Origin of the sequence: Psychrobacter sp. UBA3480 (genome assembly GCF_002377945.1) — a bacterium.
Taxonomy (GTDB): domain Bacteria; phylum Pseudomonadota; class Gammaproteobacteria; order Pseudomonadales; family Moraxellaceae; genus Psychrobacter.
Genome location: NZ_DFQV01000002.1, coordinates 124,826 through 140,979 on the forward strand (window position 1 = coordinate 124,826; position 16,154 = coordinate 140,979).

Consider the following 16,154-nt stretch of genomic DNA (forward strand, 5'->3'; position numbering starts at 1 on the left):
GCGTTTTTTGTATCATATAGGCATGATAGATCATAAGAATTAAGTAAAATACGAGCACATTATGGAAAATGAAAACACATCGAATGATATAGAAAACGTTCAACCATTAGAGAACACTCAACCATGGTGGCAACGGTTTAAGAGTGGATTAAATGAGTTTTATCATGCGCCTTATCGTCAGACGATGGCACGCGCGGCACGTGATGAAGAAGATTTTTTTATGTTGCTCATGTTTGCTGAGAGCTTGGGTATTGATAATCCCGCCAGCTTTTATACATTAGAGCTACAGCCATTATTTTTAGAGAACTTTCATGAGTGGCATACACGTATGGGGATGGATAGATGTCCATTTGACCATGTTGGCTGCTGCTAACAGTAGTGGATTGACTATATAAAAAAGTAACTAAGCATTTATTAGATAATGAGACAAAATACGAGATAACAATATGGCATTACACCCTTTACATGGATTGGTAGAGCAGTTGGAGACACAGCCGATTATATTTATCGGCGGCAAAGGCGGTGTAGGGAAGACCACAACTGCTGCAGCCCTAGCCAGCTACTATGCAAGCCAGCAGCAAAAAACCTTGATTGTCTCAACCGATCCGGCACATAGTTTGGGCGATGTATTGAATGTACGACTCAATAATGAGACAACGGTAATATCACCTTATCTAGATGCGATTGAGTTAAATCCTGACGTGATTGTCGATGAACATTTTGCTCAAGTTGAACGTACAATTAAAGCTTATGCCAACCCAGATATGATGCCAAAAATTCGTGAGCATCTGAGGTTATCGAAGTCGGCACCTGGCGCTCAAGAAGCTGCGATGCTCGAATCCATGTGTCACCATTTAGTCGAAGCGGCAGATGCTGGGTATGAACACATCATCTTTGATACCGCACCGACAGGTCATACTTTGCGATTATTGGTATTACCAGAAATGATGGGGGCGTGGACGGATGGGCTGCTTGCACAGCAGCGACGACAGGCCAAACTACGTTCGGTGGCGACACACTTGGATAGTCACAATCAGCAAAACAGCGCTCAAAAGAACGATGTAGCCAATCCCTTTGCAGCAAAAAAATCAGATCGCTGGGAACAAGCTGTATCCGTATTAGAAAGACGTAAGCAATTGTTCCGCCAAGCAGGGTTGCTACTACATGACCGTACACAAACAGCGATTGTGTTGGTGATGACCGCTGATGTTTTACCATTGGCTGAGACCAAGCGCGCTATCGAGCAATTAGAAGACAGTAAACTCATGCCAGCAGCAATCGTCATCAATCAATTGATATCAACCAACCAGTCGGATGAGTTTTGGCGACGCCGTGCTGAGCGTCAGCAGCATCTGCTGCAGGATATCGAACAAAGCTTTACCAAGTACCCGCTGTATCCAATCTATCTGCAACAGACAGATGTACGTGGTACTGATGCATTGAGTGCGTTGTTAAGTGCATAGGGTGCATAGATAGTTAGCTAGTAATTTATGACTCACGCTTATACGACTGTAGTTTACCTGACAGCGACCATGCCATGTCTGTGCGTAATAACTGAGCTTGTTCAGACTTGCCGCTGCTAAGCGACGACCATTGCGGTTTACCACGCGCTTTTTTGAGCTCACTTGGTAGTTTGTGTGCTGGCCATACCGTAATTGGATTATTGTCTTCATCTGCATGGTCACTGTCGTCAGTTAACGACGTTCCAAGACTACTGTTTTCGCCCTTATATAATAACTGAGTGGCATCTGTAGCAGCATGACCACGATGACGTAAGGCCGTAAGTAAGTCTAATGCTCGCGTGGCTAGCAATGTTAATGTTGCAGGATCGATATATAAGCGTTTTACCCCAGTAATCCTATCGGCAATACTGCTGGTGTTTGATAGCAACCCGCCTGCGATACCACCTATTGCGGCACCCAATCCCAGTGTCGTACCTAGGGCTGCTGCATCGATACCTAATCCTAGAAGCGCACCAGCTGCTGCACCAGAAGTGGTACGAATACCGTAGCTCTTGAGAAGTTCAGGGTCAAAAGGGTCTTGTTGATAGGCTTGTAGTTCAAGCGGCGTTGCTGCGACGGCATTGTCATAAAACTTATAAAGGTTAAGTAAGTTATGCTGCATCGCACGCTCACTTTGCCTAACCGCTTCTTGCATTTGCTGTAACACAGGAAGTGGGTCGTCATCTTCATTGATCTCGCGTACAAAAGCAGCAACATTCAATAAAAAATCAGCGATGATGATATTGGCCTCATCATACAGCTGCGCCCAGTCTTCCGTTCGACGTTGCATCAGCTGCTCAAGCATCTCAGAGTGGGTGAGCATGGTGGCTAGGTTTTTCCATAGGCGCATCTCATCCTCAAACTCAAACGCGACCGAATCAAAACGCGTTGAGATATGCAGATTGCGTCTTGCCAGCATCGTTTGCCAGTCGTCGATATTGGCATTCTGACTGTCGGTAAAATTAAAAACAGGCATCACAGGAATCGCAGCCCAAGACAAAATCGCTAGCTCGTCTTTATATTTACCCAATACAGGCTCACGAGCATCTACCACGTAAATGGCCATATCACTTGTCAGTAGCTGACGAATTACTTTGGCTTCTTGACTATAATCATAGGGCAAGTCATAGCTGTCTGAACCTTGAGCAATATCCGCCGCCAAAAACTGCTGTAATCGTTCAATACCATCACGGCGACTGGCAGTGTTGTCCTCTAGCCAGTCCATAAGCCCTGAGGCGTCTTCCAGACCAGGTGTGTCGTATAATGCCACTAGCACTTCACCAGTTCGACTGTCTGTCAGCTGTGCTTGCTCGACGTGACGCGTGGTTGCCGCTTCGTTTTTGACTTCGCCAAAATATACGTCTCGCAATAACGTGCGCAATATAGAGGTCTTGCCCGTATTAGTATGACCGACGACCGCCAATTTGAGCGGTTCGCCACTGGCGATGGTTTTCTTTGTCATTCTTGGTGCTGGTGTTGATGGCTCAGTTGATACAGGTTGATTATCCTGAGTAGCTATTGACTGAGCTACTGTGGATTTTGAGGTGTTGTCTGAAGGATGATTTGAGACATCAGGGGTCGGCTCATAAGCCTTGTCCGCAAAGAGACCCGCAGGCTTGTCATTCTGGTGATTATTTTTATTGTCATTATTCATAGTAACGTCTTATATTTATTAATGGCCAAAAAATACAGTAGCCATTTATTGTAAAACAAATCTGATTGAGTATCGGTTATCAATGCGTATTGTCCCTATCATAAATCGTAGTCCACGCATTTTTGATCATGCTATAGTCGGTTCGATATACTTTGGATAACTTGGATACAAGGCAGCCGAGTGAAAGTACGACAAGTAGTAGGCTAAGCAAGACTGACACCGTATCCAATTTATAGAGGATTGACTATATTAGACTGCGCTAGGTGGACGCAGCAGTACCTTTAGCTTTTTCTTAAACCCTTTAGCACGAAAAAACCGCTGCCACATACGGTAAAAGACGCCAAATATCAGGCTGATGATATTGTCATGGCTGGTTTCACCAACGGCACCATATTTGACAGGGTTGTTGACCGTATCTTCTTCTACATAAGTGCCAAACCAGCGATCAAAAATAATGAGTACGCCGCCATAGTTTTGGTCAATGTATTCGTCGTTGGTACCATGATGGGCACGGTGATTGGATGGGGTATCAAAGGCATACTCAACCCATTTGGGAAATTTGCCCACGGTTTCAGTATGAATAAAGAACTGGTAAATCAAATCTAACGCATAAAAGAAGAATACCCAGACAGGATGAACCCCTAGCATCATAAGCGGCACAAAGAACAACCACCAACCCGTCACTGAGTACAGTAGGCTTTGGCGCATGGCGGTGGACAGATTCATATGGTCATCTGAATGATGCACGACATGCGCTGACCAAAACCAATTCATACGGTGTGACGCACGATGGAACCAATAATAGCTAAACTCAACCGCGACGAATATAGGGATGGCGGTAAGCCATGTCACCTCAATAGTAAATAGGCGATATTGATATAACCATAAGCAGATAGGTATGACGATAAGCGCTTGGACAATCAATTCAAACCCTAGATAAGAGCCGCCCAAGCTAAAATTGGTCATCGCACGGCGCCAACTAAAGCTTCTACTATTGCCACGCTTGGACTGATACAGCCATTCTGCCAAAAATAACAAGAAAAATGGACCGCCAGCCAGCGGTAGCAGCCACTCTTGCCAATACGCAGGCAGAATGCTCGCCAGCATTGGCTGCCACGCCTCTGGCGCAGCCGTTAAGATACTTTGGTTTAACGCCTCTCGGTAACCATCCAATAGTTGACCATACTGACCTAGGGTCATGAGGGAATTGTCTGCTGCCATCTTGGGCTCCTAGCCACTATAAAACATCCTTGTCGTCTTGATATGACGTCACAGCTATTAAAACGTATCTTAACAACTGTTATATCAATAAGTCTTTAGACCTGCTTAAGGTGATAGACCTATAATATTTATTTATTGTATATCATGCGAGTCATAATGATAAGTTCATACTTGAGTAACAGGTTAAAAATTAGAATGTATTAAGCATCTATATCAACCAAGCCAATTTTTCGTGCAGAGAGCGCTGTTTGCCACTGCTGATAGCGAACTGCTTGTTTGTCTAATAGCTCATCATCGGTACGTGCATCAGTCAAGCCTGTAGAAACGCTGTTATCACCCAGCAGTTGTACGATAAGCCCATCTTTGGCGTGAGCAGCGATTTGATCGAGCTTACGTAGCGTACCGCGGTCAGGTAGCGCTTTGCTATGAATGCCAAGCAAGACCTGTACAGGATGCGCATCTAAATAGTTTTTGAGTCGTGCCATATCATCACGGTCATCGACGATACCAAAATTCTCAATCTCGCTTAATTTTTCAAGACTATGGCTGCTGCCATCAAGCCCTGACTGCCACCATTTGTCCTGATCTGCAGGGTATTCAAGTAGAGCAACTAACTTCTTGCCCGCACTGACCGTCGCTTTTGGAGCGATAAGGGCTGGTGCCTCAGTAAAGTCATCAGCATCCACCACGTGCCGCTGCCAAAAGTTTAGGATTTTTTGATAATAGGGCTGTTTGATATCCAAACGCATTTTTTTGCGGCGGAACATCAATGCACAGAATGCCCATGCTATCGCTCGCGGTACAATGCCGTACATCAGCAAGCTACCGACTAGTAACCCCGCCCATTGCCGTGCAACAGACAGCGGCATGGCTTCGGTGACAAGCCTGCTCTGTGCGATCGCTGTACTGTCTGGCACACCAAATCCCAACATATTAGGTAGCCAGCCTAATACTTGAGTCAAGCTCACAAGCGCTTGATCAGAGAGTAAGGTTGACTCCCAGCTAAAGCTATACTGACGTACAACCAACAAGAATATAATCGCAAGCAGCATACCGGTCAATGTCGCGAGCCACAACTGATGGCTAAACCGCCCCAAATACCAACGCATGCCGCTATGCTGCAACTGGCGCTCATACAGATCGACGGCCGCCTTGGTCACATCATCCTTACCACGTATGAGATAACTCGGACTGACAAAGCTCGCAAACCAACTGGGCGATTGCTGATCTCGATTGATAAGGGTCATGACGAGCCACCCACCAAGCATAATGGTATGAAAACCAAGTAGGCAGACCAACACATAAAAGAAATTCACAACATTAGACTGCAATAGCGTGAACAGTCCCAAAAATCCGGAGATACACCACACCACGCTCATAACAATCATAATGCCCTTTATACGGCCGTCAATCTTACCCAGTACACGCGCAAGCGCCCCGTTGCTGTCTATACGTGACGCTCGTCGATGCAGCTTTTGGATAGGCGTACCGTCCTCGCCCTGTAGCTTTTCCGTGATTAATAACGGGTCAGTGGCAAAGACGTGCTGATCGGTCTCTAAGGCTCGTACCAGCTCGGTCAGTTGATCTTGGGGTGATAGCATAATGCGATAATATCCGTATGAAGGCGTCAATATAATAAATAGCAATCTAAAAACAGTCGCTTTAATCGTTATAGATTATTGTAGCGTATATAGAATGAGGATGACTTGTATTATTTTTATCATAGTAAACGCTTATAAAGTCAGCCAAAATGAATAAATGAGACCCAATCGTGTCAAAAAACGTATCAAAAAAAGGAAAATGCCATATGAATAACGAAATGAATAATAAAACCTATCTTATCATCGGTGGAACAGGCGGCATTGGTCAAGCCATGGTACAACAGCTAATACAAAAAACGACTACTAATCAAACGGACAGTCAATCTAATCAAAGCCATCGCACACAAGTATTTGCTACTTATCATCGAAATAAGCCGAATATTGAAACGGAAAACCTGCACTGGCTACCGATGAATGTCAGCGATGAGGATAGTATCAAAAAAGCTGCCGATACCATTAAGCAGACAGTCGGTCATGTGGATTGGGTAATCAACTGTGTGGGATTACTACATACGGAGACAGCGCAGCCGGAAAAGGCCTTGCGACAGATGGAAACGGAGTTCTTTTTGCAAAACATGCAAATCAATGCGCTAGCCAGTTTGCTGATAGCCAAACACATCAAACCGTTACTCGCCAAAGCTAATCGCAGCGCCAACCATCCTGCTATTTTTGCGACCGTATCAGCCCGCGTCGGTAGTATCACTGACAATCAGCTAGGCGGCTGGTATAGCTATAGAATGAGTAAGGCGGCGCTCAATATGGGGATGAAAAACCTTAGTATTGAATGGGACAGATCACTTAAAGATGTGTGTGTGGTGGTCATGCAACCAGGCACTGTCAACACTCAGCTGTCCGTGCCATTTCAAGGCAATGTCGCTGAAGGACATCTATTCTCGCCAGCGTATAGCGCGGAATGCTTATTGGAGGTTCTCTCAGGTATGACTGCAGCCCAATCAGGCAGTTTTGTCGATTGGTCTGGAGAGTCAATACCTTGGTAATATAATAAGTGATGCTATGATAACGTCAAAATACTAGACTAGTGAGCCATAAATAGCGCCATAAACTCGTTAACGGGCGTCTGCTCCAGTCTTTCTTGATCGTCGCATAACTCAATGATCTGCTGACAGCGACTTTCGATAAAACGAGTGGCTAGACTGGCGTGGAACTTGGCTTCCAGTACAGGGATGCCCTCAGCGCGGCGGCGTTTATGCCCGATAGGATATTCAACAGCCACTTTTTCTGTACTGGTGCCATCGTTAAAAAATACTTGAATGGCATTAGCGATAGAGCGCTTGCTTGGGTCATGATAGTCTTTTGAATACTGCGCGTTTTCTTCTACAAACATCTTGCTGCGCAGCTCATCGATTGACAAATGCTGTTCGTGATAGTCATCCTCGTAGTTCTCTGCCATCAGATCGCCTGTCAACAACGGCACAGCCACCATATACTGCAAACAGTGATCTCGATCGGCTGGATTGGCAAGTGCGCCTTCTTTTGAGATGATGCGAATCGCTGAGTCATGGGTAGTTAGGACAATTCTCTCAATATCGTCGATTCTGTCTTCGATGTGTGGGTGCAGAATCACAGCGGCTTCACAAGCAGTCTGCGCATGAAATTCAGCTGGAAAGCTTATTTTAAATAAGATATTTTCCATCACGTAACTACCAAAATCCCGCTGGAATTTAAAACGACGTTCGCCTTCAGGCTTTGTCGCTAGATCCTTGTTGGTATGGCTAAATAGCACATCATAAAACCCCCACTGCGGTGCAGTTAATGCGCCAGGGATGCCCATTTCACCACGCGCCGTTATATCGACCAGACGTACCGCACGACTGGTCGCATCGCCTGCTGCCCATGATTTTCGGCTGCCAGCATTGGGTGCATGCCGATAGGTGCGCAGTGCTTGACCATCGACGATGGCTTGTGAAATCGCTGCCATGATGCGCTCACGGGACAGCTGATATAGCTTGGCGACGACGGCTGTTGATGCCAACTTGACCAAAAATACATGATCGAGCCCCACACGGTTAAATGAGTTTTCGAGTGCCAGTACGCCTTGAATTTCATGCGCCATGATCATGGCTTCAAGCACTGCTCTCATGGTTAATGGTGCTTGTCCTTGGCTGATATTTTTTTGACTAATATAGTCGGCGACTGCCAAGATACCACCCAGATTATCAGAAGGATGGCCCCATTCAGCAGCAAGCCACGTATCGTTATAGTCAAGCCAGCGCACCATGCAGCCAATATCAAAAGCGGCCTTAATGGGGTCTAGTCTATAGGAGGTGCCAGGGACGCGAGCGCCATGCGGCGTTATTTGATCGGGGCAATCAGGCCCCAAGTGCTTGGTGCACTCAGGGAAGCGCAGCGCCAATAGACCGCAGCCAAGCGTATCCATTAGACAGTGGCGCGCGGTATTCCACGCATCAGTAGGGTTTGGGGATTGCTCGTCTATTGAATAGTTGAGAACGTAATCGGCGATTTTTTGAATTTCATTGTCATATTCTGGACGGACATTACTCTCTACCGTCGCATCGTTTGTATTTGAATTGGTATTTGACATGGTTGGTTCCTCATCCTGAGTGTACTACTTCCTTGACTGATTATCTCAGCCATCCTTTTAAAGGAATCATCATTTAAAAGTAGCATACTCAATATGGAACAACCAATTTGAATTATGTTAAGAATTAAGACGTTAGCAACGGTCTAAATCATTAAGTACAACAGACCTAAAACAAACAAAGCGGCCATGATAAACAGCAAGAAACTTAAAACTTTGGTCGTGGTTGACGCATTGTCCGTACTCTCTTTTTTGATTTTGTTTTTCTTAGCAACGTATAGCACCATTTTTACATGCTCGATATTGTCCTCGAGATAATGCTCGCCTTCAGGTACAAAACCTAACGACTCATAAAAACTCAGTAAGTAAACCTGTGCCGAGATGATAATCGGACGCTTTTTACCATACTTTTTGCGGCACTGTGCAATAGCCTGATTCATCATTTGCCGTGCTAGACCATCACCTCTATGCTCTGATAGCACAAGCACTCTACCGATAGCAGGCATCGCAGTGTGGTTGGTCTTAATCGCAGGATCAGCTACTGATAGGTTGGATTTTAGCTTATTAAACTCAGGTGGAATGATACGGCAATAGCCCACCAATGCTGCATTTTGATGAGCGATTAGGTGCAAGCAATCAAAATCCACTTCATCCATATCTTGATAGGCACAGTTTTGTTCGACGACAAACACTTGCGAGCGCGCCTTTAAAATATGGTACAAATCAACTGAGGTCAGCTCGTCAAAGGTTTTTAAAGAAAATTCACAAGTCATAGTGGGCTAGCTTCTGGCAATAGGCAGTAAAAGATTGGCATTATAACGATTTAGGCAGGCATTAACCATTCCTAACCGTTTAGGGTCTGGCTGATTTTATCTAAGTTTAGGCTATCAGACATAGCGCTAAAGATTTCAAAGTATTTGCCGCGTTGGGCATAAAGTACCTCATGTGTACCTGTCTCAACCACTTCGCCATTTTCTATCACCACGAGATCGTCGGCATCGATAATTTGGGCGATATTGTGCGAGACCATAATGACGGTACGGTCTTTTTTGATCAGATCTAGGCTTTTTTTGACCTGTTGACTGGCTATAGCATCTAGACTGGCTGTCGGCTCGTCCAAAAACACAATAGGTGGGTCTTTTAAAAACATCCTTGCCAGCGCAATCCGCTGCTGTTGACCACCTGATAGGGATTTGGCAGTACTCTCATAGCCATCAGCTAACCCTATGATCTGCTCGTGGATAGAGGCTTTTTTTGCAGCCACGATGATGTCATCTTCGCTGGCATTCATGTCCCCATAGCGGATGTTTTCACTAATCGTACCCGAAAAAATATGATTGCTCTGTAGTACTAACCCGATGCGCTGACGCAATTCGTGGGTATCACAGTTAGCCAAATCATGCCCATCTAGGCAGATCGTGCCAGCATCTGGGGCATAGAACTTGACCAATAGATTGATAATTGTGCTCTTGCCCGCGCCAGAAAGGCCAACCAACGCGGTGATACGATTGGGCTTGATAGTAAAGCTGACGTTTTTTAGCGCTTGCGTACCATTAGGATAGGTAAAATCGACATTTTTAAGCTCGATATGACCCTTTAGATTGTTGCTACTGATGCCATCGATGTTTTCGACTTGTTTATCATCTTCTAAAATATCAAAAAACCCTTCGGCATAGGTCAATGCATTATTTATCTGGTCGTAGATGCGGTGTAATTGACGGATAGGCGCGGCGACGTTCTGAAACAGCATGACATGAAATAAAATCATGCCAATGGTCATCTCACCTTGTAGGACAAAATAAGCGGTGAGAAGGATGATAACCACCACACCAATCTGCTCGATAAAGGTTTTGATGGCATCATAAATAAAGCCAATACTACGAATGCGCAGTTGATTGTCCGTCATTTCCTTTTGAATGGCTAGGTGTTTCTCAGCCTCAATGGACTCACGGACAAAGGATTTCACCACGCTGATCGAATTAATCAAAGAGATCACCAAACCGCTTTTGGCTTCTCGAAACCCACGCATCTGCCGACGAAACCCTTGCAAACGGCGTGCTTGCTTTTGGCTGATAAAGAAGTAAATGGGTATGATAATAAGACCGACCATGCCAACCCAAAAATTGGTCGAAAACATGATAATAAGTGCCACAATTGCATTGGCAAATAGCGGTAGCATGTCGATAAAGAAGTTTTGCACGAGGCTGGTTAAACTGCTGACCCCGTAATCAATACGGGTTTGCAATTTACCACTGTCGTTCTCACTACTGGTATAAAACGCCATGCGATAGGTAAGGATGCGCTCAATGATTTTTTGGGACAAGTCACGAGATAAGTTGATACGAATCTTTTCACCAAAAAAACGCTGACCAAAAGAGATGAATATCGACAGGATCTCTTTGGTCAGGAGGACCGCGCTAATAATACCTAACATACGCAGACCTGCTTGCCATGGCTCGGCAAGCGTAGCAATTTCGGTTAACGTATCAACGGTATAACGTAGTACAAACGCATTGACCTGCGCGGTAAAGGAGCCTAGGGCGGTCAGCACTAAGGTAGCAATAATAAGCAGGCGATAAGGTTTAGCAAATACCGCCAGTTTTTTTAATATATCCCACAGCAGTGCCCGCCGTTCTTTCTTTTCGACTGGAGGCTTTTTGTCTAATTGCACACGGCGTGGCTGGGGAGATGTTGGCATAAAACTCTATCGCAAATTGAAATAAGCCATGGCTACGCTTAAAATGCATCCGCTGGCACAAAAACTTCACCAACCATAATACGCCTTGCTGAGCGGCTCATCGACACTTTTTTGGCTTGCCAGCGCCCATCGACCAGTTCGGTTTTTCCGCCGACGAGCAATGTGCCTGATGGGTGGCCAAAACGCACCTCTGTCAGCTCGCCAGCGCCTGCTGCTTGATTGACGAGCGTGCCTTGTGTGGTTGCTGCAGCGGCAATAGCGACGGCTGCTGTACCCATCATGGCATGATGCAGTTGACCCATACTCATGGCACGTACCACTAAATCAATCTCATTTGCATCGACCGACTTACCACTAGAGGCGGTATAGCTCTGTGCTGCGCCAACCCAAGCGACTTTAGGAATGTGTTGGCTGGTCTGTGCCTCGCTCACGTCTTTAAATAATCCCATCGCAACACCGCCTGTGGCACGGATTTTCTCAAGTTTGGCAAGTAGCTCACCGTCGCTATTGATGTCGCCTTGTAATTCAGTACCGGTAAAACCTAAATCTTCTGCTTTCATAAAGATGGTTGGGATGCCTGCGCTAATAAAGGTCGCTTTGACGCTATCGGTATTTAAACCGCAGCCAGTTACATCGAAGTCATCGACCAAGTTGCCAGTAGGGAACATGTCGCTGGTGGCATCTACAGGATCGATAAACTCAATTTTGACTTCAGCCGCTGGGAAGGTTACACCGTCTAATTCAAAATCGCCCGTCTCTTGAACCTGTACTTTATCATCTGCATCTTTATAGACTGGGACATAGGCAATAATCGTTTTACCGATATTTTCTTGCCAAATGCGTACTTCACAAATACCGCTATCTGCATTGTCATCGATGCTATGAGCAATCTTGTCAGCATCGACCAAACCCATATTAATGGCACAGGCACCGACGGCCGCGGTTAAGTTGCCACAGTTACCCGCCCAGTCAATCATAGGTTTGGCGATATTAGCTTGTCCAAACAGATAATTCACATCGTGGTCTGGTCTGTCAGAGGCCGATAAAATAACCGTTTTTGACGTGCTAGAGCTACCATTGCCCAAACCATCAATCTGCTTGCCGTAAGGATCTGGACTACCGATGACCCGTAATAGGAAGTTATCACGTGACTCGCCAGCGACTTGGCAACGCTCAGGTAATTCAGATAATTTAAAGAAAGTGCCTTTTGAAGTACCACCGCGCATATAGGTAGCAGATACGGATAGTTGCGGGGCGAAAGAGAGTTTTGATTTAGTATTGGTTTGGGCCACTGTATTAAGTCCTTTTTATATTGTTATAAGAATAGGTATGGTGCCATCAGCAAGTAAATATGCATGATTAAGAGCGCTCGTTAATAATGATAGCGGCAAGAGATAATCGTCAGATAGTTATCATCGACGGCATATACCAAACGATTGGCGTCGTCGATACGTCTTGACCAAAATCCGGATAGGTTTTCTTTTAGGGGTTCAGGTTTGCCAATGCCTTCAAACGGATTACGCTTACATTCGGTGATGAGTTTGTTAATACGTTTGAGTGTTTTTTTGTCTTGCGTTTGCCAGTACAGGTAGTCTTTCCACGCAGCATCTGTCCATGCTAGTTGTTCACTCATTGTTAGACCCTTTTCCTTTGGATGGATTACAGTCTTTGAGTTCAAGCACTTTCAATATCGCCATCCGTATGCTCATTATTATCGTTGCTACCATCACCTTTATCACTATCTTCTACCGTATCTATTAGCTCACGCGTAACCGTCTTGCCAGCTTTATATTGGGCAATAGAGTCCGCTAAGTGCGCTGCATTGGCAGGAGATTTTAGCAGATAGACGGTTTCCATCAGGCTATTGTAATAATCAAGTGACATAACGACTGCATCATCAGCGTCACGGCGGGTCACGATAGTGGCATTGGCATCATCGTTTACCGTGTCTAGGACAGATTTTAGGTGCTTTCTGGCTTCTGAAAAACTCACGACTCTCATGGATTACTCCTTTCATGATATTCTGCATGACTTGTACAATATATAGTACATATTACGCCATTGGTTAAGTAAACTCAATATTTAGCTACTATCTAGTACTTAGGAATAAGTCACAAAAATCAGTGTATAGAACGTAAAAGCAAATAAAAGCCGATGTCATATAAAGTTATACAACATCGGCGACTTTTATACTTTATTGCTTATCACGCTAAAACCTACAGGATAGCCTTAGACAATATCTAAAGTCCCTTCGATAAACTCTTTAGCAAAGCGTTGTAGCATACCGCCAGCATTATACATTTTAACCTCATCAGCCGTATCTAAGCGGCAGATAATCGGCGTCTCAGTGGTACTACCATCGGCACGATGGATCACTAAAGTCATCAACCCGCCAGCCGAGACTTCACCTGTGACATCAAAGGTTTCCGTACCATCGATATTTAGCGTATGGCGAGTCGTGCCTTCTTCAAACTGTAAAGGCAGCGCGCCCATACCAACTAAGTTTTGACGATGAATACGCTCAAAGTCCTCAGCGACGACGGCTTCTACGCCAGCGAGACGCACACCTTTGGCAGCCCAATCTCGGCTTGAGCCTTGACCATAGCCATCACCTGCGATGATGATAAGCGGCTGCTCACGGTTCATGTAGGTTTCAATCGCTTCCCACATGCGCATGACTTGACCTTCTGGTTCGACGCGCGCCAGTGAGCCTTGGACAACTTCGCCATCTTCATCGCGTACCATTTCGTTCAATAGTTTAGGGTTGGCAAAGGTGGCGCGTTGCGCGGTTAAATGGTCGCCGCGATGGGTTGCGTATGAGTTATAGTCCTCAGCAGGCAAGCCCATAGTATCGAGATACTCGCCAGCTGCTGATGAGCCAAGAATAGCGTTTGATGGTGACATATGGTCGGTTGTGATGTTATCACCAAGGACTGCAAGCGGACGTAAGCCTGTCAGTTTATTTTTCTTGGCCATTTTTCCTTCCCAATACGGCGGACGGCGAATATAGGTCGTCATTTCACGCCAGTCATACAATGGGCTTAGTGCCTTACCTGTGTCTTTTTTGGCTTCATCAAACATTGGGATATATACCGCATTGAATTGCTCAGGCTTAACAGCCGCTGCAACAATGGCATCCACTTCTTCATCATCAAACCAGATGTCTTTTAGATAGACGTCATTGCCGTCTTGGTCTTTACCCAATGAGTCTTTTTCGATATCAAAGCGGATGTTACCAGCGATGGCATAGGCGATAACCAATGGCGGCGATGCCAAAAATGCTTGCTTGGCATACGGATGGATACGGCCGTCGAAGTTACGGTTACCAGATAGAACTGCTGTGGTAAATAAATCATTATCGATGATTTCTTTTTCGATATCAGGGTCGAGCGCACCGCTCATGCCATTACACGTGGTACAAGCGAAGCCGACCACATCAAAGCCAATTTCTTGCAATTCTGGCATCAGACCTGCTTCTTCTAGGTACATTTTGACCGTTTTTGAGCCAGGTGCTAAGGATGACTTCACCCAAGGTTTACGTAATAATCCTTTGGCATTGGCGTTACGAGCAACTAAGCCTGCGGCAACCATGTTGCGTGGGTTTGAAGTGTTGGTACAGCTGGTGATCGCAGCGATAATCACTGCGCCATCTGGCATTAGACCATCTTTTGGCTCTGGTAGTTTTTGATCGGGCGCATGGGCGATACCTTTGGCAACCAAATCATCAGTTGATACGCGGGCATGTGGACGCGACGGGCCTGCCATATTACGACCTACTGACGACAAATCAAACTCAAGCACACGTGCGTACTCGGCTTTTTCCATGCCGTCAGCCCATAAGCCAGTTTGCTTGGCATACTGCTCAACCAATTTGATTTGTTCTTCAGAGCGACCAGTCAGTCGTAGATAGTCAGTGGTTTGCTCATCGATATAGAACATCGCGGCAGTGGCACCATATTCAGGCGTCATATTAGAGATTGAGGCACGGTCACCAACGGTCAGCTGACGGGCACCTTCACCAAAGAACTCAATATAAGTAGAGACCACACCTGCATCACGTAAGAATTCAGTCATCGCCAGTACCAAGTCCGTACCGGTAATGCCTTTTTGTAATTTACCCGTTAATTTAACACCAACGTAATCAGGCAGACGCATATATGATGGGTTGCCTAGCATGACGCTTTCAGCTTCTAGACCGCCGACACCGATTGAGATCACACCTAGGGCGTCGACCATCGGCGTGTGACTATCAGTACCAACTAGCGTATCGGCAAACGCGACTTCTTCACCTGCTTTATTGTGCACAACTTGTACGACAGGTGACATTTTCTCTAGGTTGATCTGATGCATGATGCCGTTACCAGGCGGTACGACGTTTACATTGTCAAAAGCATACTGACACCAGTTAATAAAGTGAAAACGGTCATCGTTGCGGCGCTCTTCAATCGCACGGTTTTTCTCAAACGCATCTTCTTCAAAGCCTGCATGCTCAACGGCCAAAGAATGATCAACGATGAGCTGAGTTGGCACAATAGGGTTTACTTTAGACGGATCACCACCTTGCTCAGCGATGGCGTCACGCAAGCCTGCCAAATCAACAAAGGCCGTCTGACCCAAGATATCATGACAGACTACGCGGGCAGGGTACCAAGGAAAGTCTAAATCTTGCTTACCCTCGATATGCTGTTTTAGGGCATCGGTTAACTCTTCTGGTGGGCAACGGCGTACTAGGTTTTCACACAATACTTTTGAGCAGAATGGTAGCTTGTCATAAGCACCTTCTTCGATACGCTCGACCGCTTCACGGGTGTCAAAGTAGTAAAGGTCAGTATCGGGAAGTGGTTTTTTGAATTCATCGTTCATGGGTTGTACGAGGGCGTTGTCCATAAGTCACCTTTGGCTGTTGGCTAATTTTCAT

At 45.6% G+C, this 16,154-nt stretch carries 12 protein-coding genes and 1 pseudogene; 3 read left to right on the forward strand and 10 right to left on the reverse strand.

Annotated elements, in window-relative coordinates; genetic code table 11:
• Positions 1–61 precede the first annotated feature (61 nt).
• Both B2863_RS01105 and B2863_RS01110 read left to right on the forward strand, forming a co-directional pair.
• Positions 62–373, forward strand: a complete 312-nt coding sequence (locus B2863_RS01105; protein ID WP_179799197.1) for a cory-CC-star protein — start codon at positions 62–64, stop codon at positions 371–373.
• 73 nt (positions 374–446) lie between these two features.
• A complete protein-coding gene (locus B2863_RS01110) occupies positions 447–1,463 on the forward strand; it encodes an ArsA family ATPase (RefSeq protein ID WP_296206920.1) in 1,017 nt (338 codons plus the stop codon).
• Between the two features lie 25 nt (positions 1,464–1,488).
• Here B2863_RS01110 and B2863_RS01115 read toward each other — a convergent pair whose 3' ends face one another.
• The 3 genes from B2863_RS01115 to B2863_RS01125 form a co-directional block, all read right to left on the reverse strand.
• Positions 1,489–2,964: a DUF3482 domain-containing protein gene (locus tag B2863_RS01115; RefSeq protein ID WP_414706864.1), complete on the reverse strand. Its 1,476-nt coding sequence runs from the start codon at positions 2,962–2,964 to the stop codon at positions 1,489–1,491.
• A 441-nt stretch (positions 2,965–3,405) separates the two neighbouring features.
• Positions 3,406–4,377 (reverse strand): sterol desaturase family protein, encoded by a 972-nt coding sequence (locus B2863_RS01120; RefSeq protein WP_296206924.1) that lies wholly within the window; start codon positions 4,375–4,377, stop codon positions 3,406–3,408.
• Between the two features lie 200 nt (positions 4,378–4,577).
• Entirely contained in the window at positions 4,578–5,978 is a 1,401-nt protein-coding gene (locus B2863_RS01125) for a DUF2868 domain-containing protein (RefSeq protein WP_296206925.1), read from the reverse strand.
• A gap of 206 nt (positions 5,979–6,184) precedes the next feature.
• Here B2863_RS01125 and B2863_RS01130 point away from each other — a divergent pair, with 206 nt between their 5' ends.
• The gene (locus B2863_RS01130) at positions 6,185–6,976 is read left to right on the forward strand and encodes an SDR family oxidoreductase (protein WP_296206927.1); all 792 of its coding nucleotides are present in this window, start codon (positions 6,185–6,187) and stop codon (positions 6,974–6,976) included.
• A gap of 38 nt (positions 6,977–7,014) precedes the next feature.
• Here the strand turns inward: B2863_RS01130 and B2863_RS01135 are convergent, their stop codons facing one another.
• From B2863_RS01135 to acnD, 7 genes and pseudogenes are all read right to left on the reverse strand, one after another.
• A complete protein-coding gene (locus B2863_RS01135) occupies positions 7,015–8,541 on the reverse strand; it encodes a bifunctional 2-methylcitrate dehydratase/aconitate hydratase (RefSeq protein ID WP_296206929.1) in 1,527 nt (508 codons plus the stop codon).
• Between the two features lie 143 nt (positions 8,542–8,684).
• Positions 8,685–9,311, reverse strand: a complete 627-nt coding sequence (locus B2863_RS01140; protein WP_201568970.1) for a GNAT family N-acetyltransferase — start codon at positions 9,309–9,311, stop codon at positions 8,685–8,687.
• Between the two features lie 71 nt (positions 9,312–9,382).
• On the reverse strand, positions 9,383–11,236 hold the full coding sequence (locus B2863_RS01145; protein WP_296206932.1) for an ABC transporter ATP-binding protein: 1,854 nt from the start codon (positions 11,234–11,236) through the stop codon (positions 9,383–9,385).
• 38 nt (positions 11,237–11,274) lie between these two features.
• On the reverse strand, positions 11,275–12,528 hold the full coding sequence (prpF, locus tag B2863_RS01150; protein ID WP_296206933.1) for a 2-methylaconitate cis-trans isomerase PrpF: 1,254 nt from the start codon (positions 12,526–12,528) through the stop codon (positions 11,275–11,277).
• Positions 12,529–12,608: 80 nt separating this feature from the next.
• Entirely contained in the window at positions 12,609–12,869 is a 261-nt protein-coding gene (locus tag B2863_RS01155) for a Txe/YoeB family addiction module toxin (protein ID WP_037025847.1), read from the reverse strand.
• Positions 12,870–12,988: 119 nt separating this feature from the next.
• Positions 12,989–13,237, reverse strand: a pseudogene (locus B2863_RS01160) (type II toxin-antitoxin system Phd/YefM family antitoxin); the annotation flags it as partial.
• Positions 13,238–13,465: 228 nt separating this feature from the next.
• Positions 13,466–16,123 carry a Fe/S-dependent 2-methylisocitrate dehydratase AcnD gene (gene acnD, locus B2863_RS01165; protein WP_414706858.1) on the reverse strand — a complete coding sequence of 886 codons (2,658 nt, stop codon included), beginning with the start codon at positions 16,121–16,123 and terminating at the stop codon, positions 13,466–13,468.
• Positions 16,124–16,154: the final 31 nt, after the last annotated feature.

Coding starts and splice junctions, on each gene's coding strand:
- B2863_RS01130 (WP_296206927.1), top strand. CDS start 6,185: ATGAATAACGAAATGAATAATAAAACCTATCTTATCATCGGTGGAACA.
- B2863_RS01125 (WP_296206925.1), bottom strand. CDS start 5,978: ATGCTATCACCCCAAGATCAACTGACCGAGCTGGTACGAGCCTTAGAG.
- B2863_RS01135 (WP_296206929.1), bottom strand. CDS start 8,541: ATGTCAAATACCAATTCAAATACAAACGATGCGACGGTAGAGAGTAAT.
- B2863_RS01140 (WP_201568970.1), bottom strand. CDS start 9,311: ATGACTTGTGAATTTTCTTTAAAAACCTTTGACGAGCTGACCTCAGTT.
- B2863_RS01120 (WP_296206924.1), bottom strand. CDS start 4,377: ATGGCAGCAGACAATTCCCTCATGACCCTAGGTCAGTATGGTCAACTA.
- B2863_RS01105 (WP_179799197.1), top strand. CDS start 62: ATGGAAAATGAAAACACATCGAATGATATAGAAAACGTTCAACCATTA.
- B2863_RS01110 (WP_296206920.1), top strand. CDS start 447: ATGGCATTACACCCTTTACATGGATTGGTAGAGCAGTTGGAGACACAG.
- B2863_RS01145 (WP_296206932.1), bottom strand. CDS start 11,236: ATGCCAACATCTCCCCAGCCACGCCGTGTGCAATTAGACAAAAAGCCT.
- B2863_RS01155 (WP_037025847.1), bottom strand. CDS start 12,869: ATGAGTGAACAACTAGCATGGACAGATGCTGCGTGGAAAGACTACCTG.
- B2863_RS01115 (WP_414706864.1), bottom strand. CDS start 2,964: ATGACAAAGAAAACCATCGCCAGTGGCGAACCGCTCAAATTGGCGGTC.
- acnD (WP_414706858.1), bottom strand. CDS start 16,123: ATGGACAACGCCCTCGTACAACCCATGAACGATGAATTCAAAAAACCA.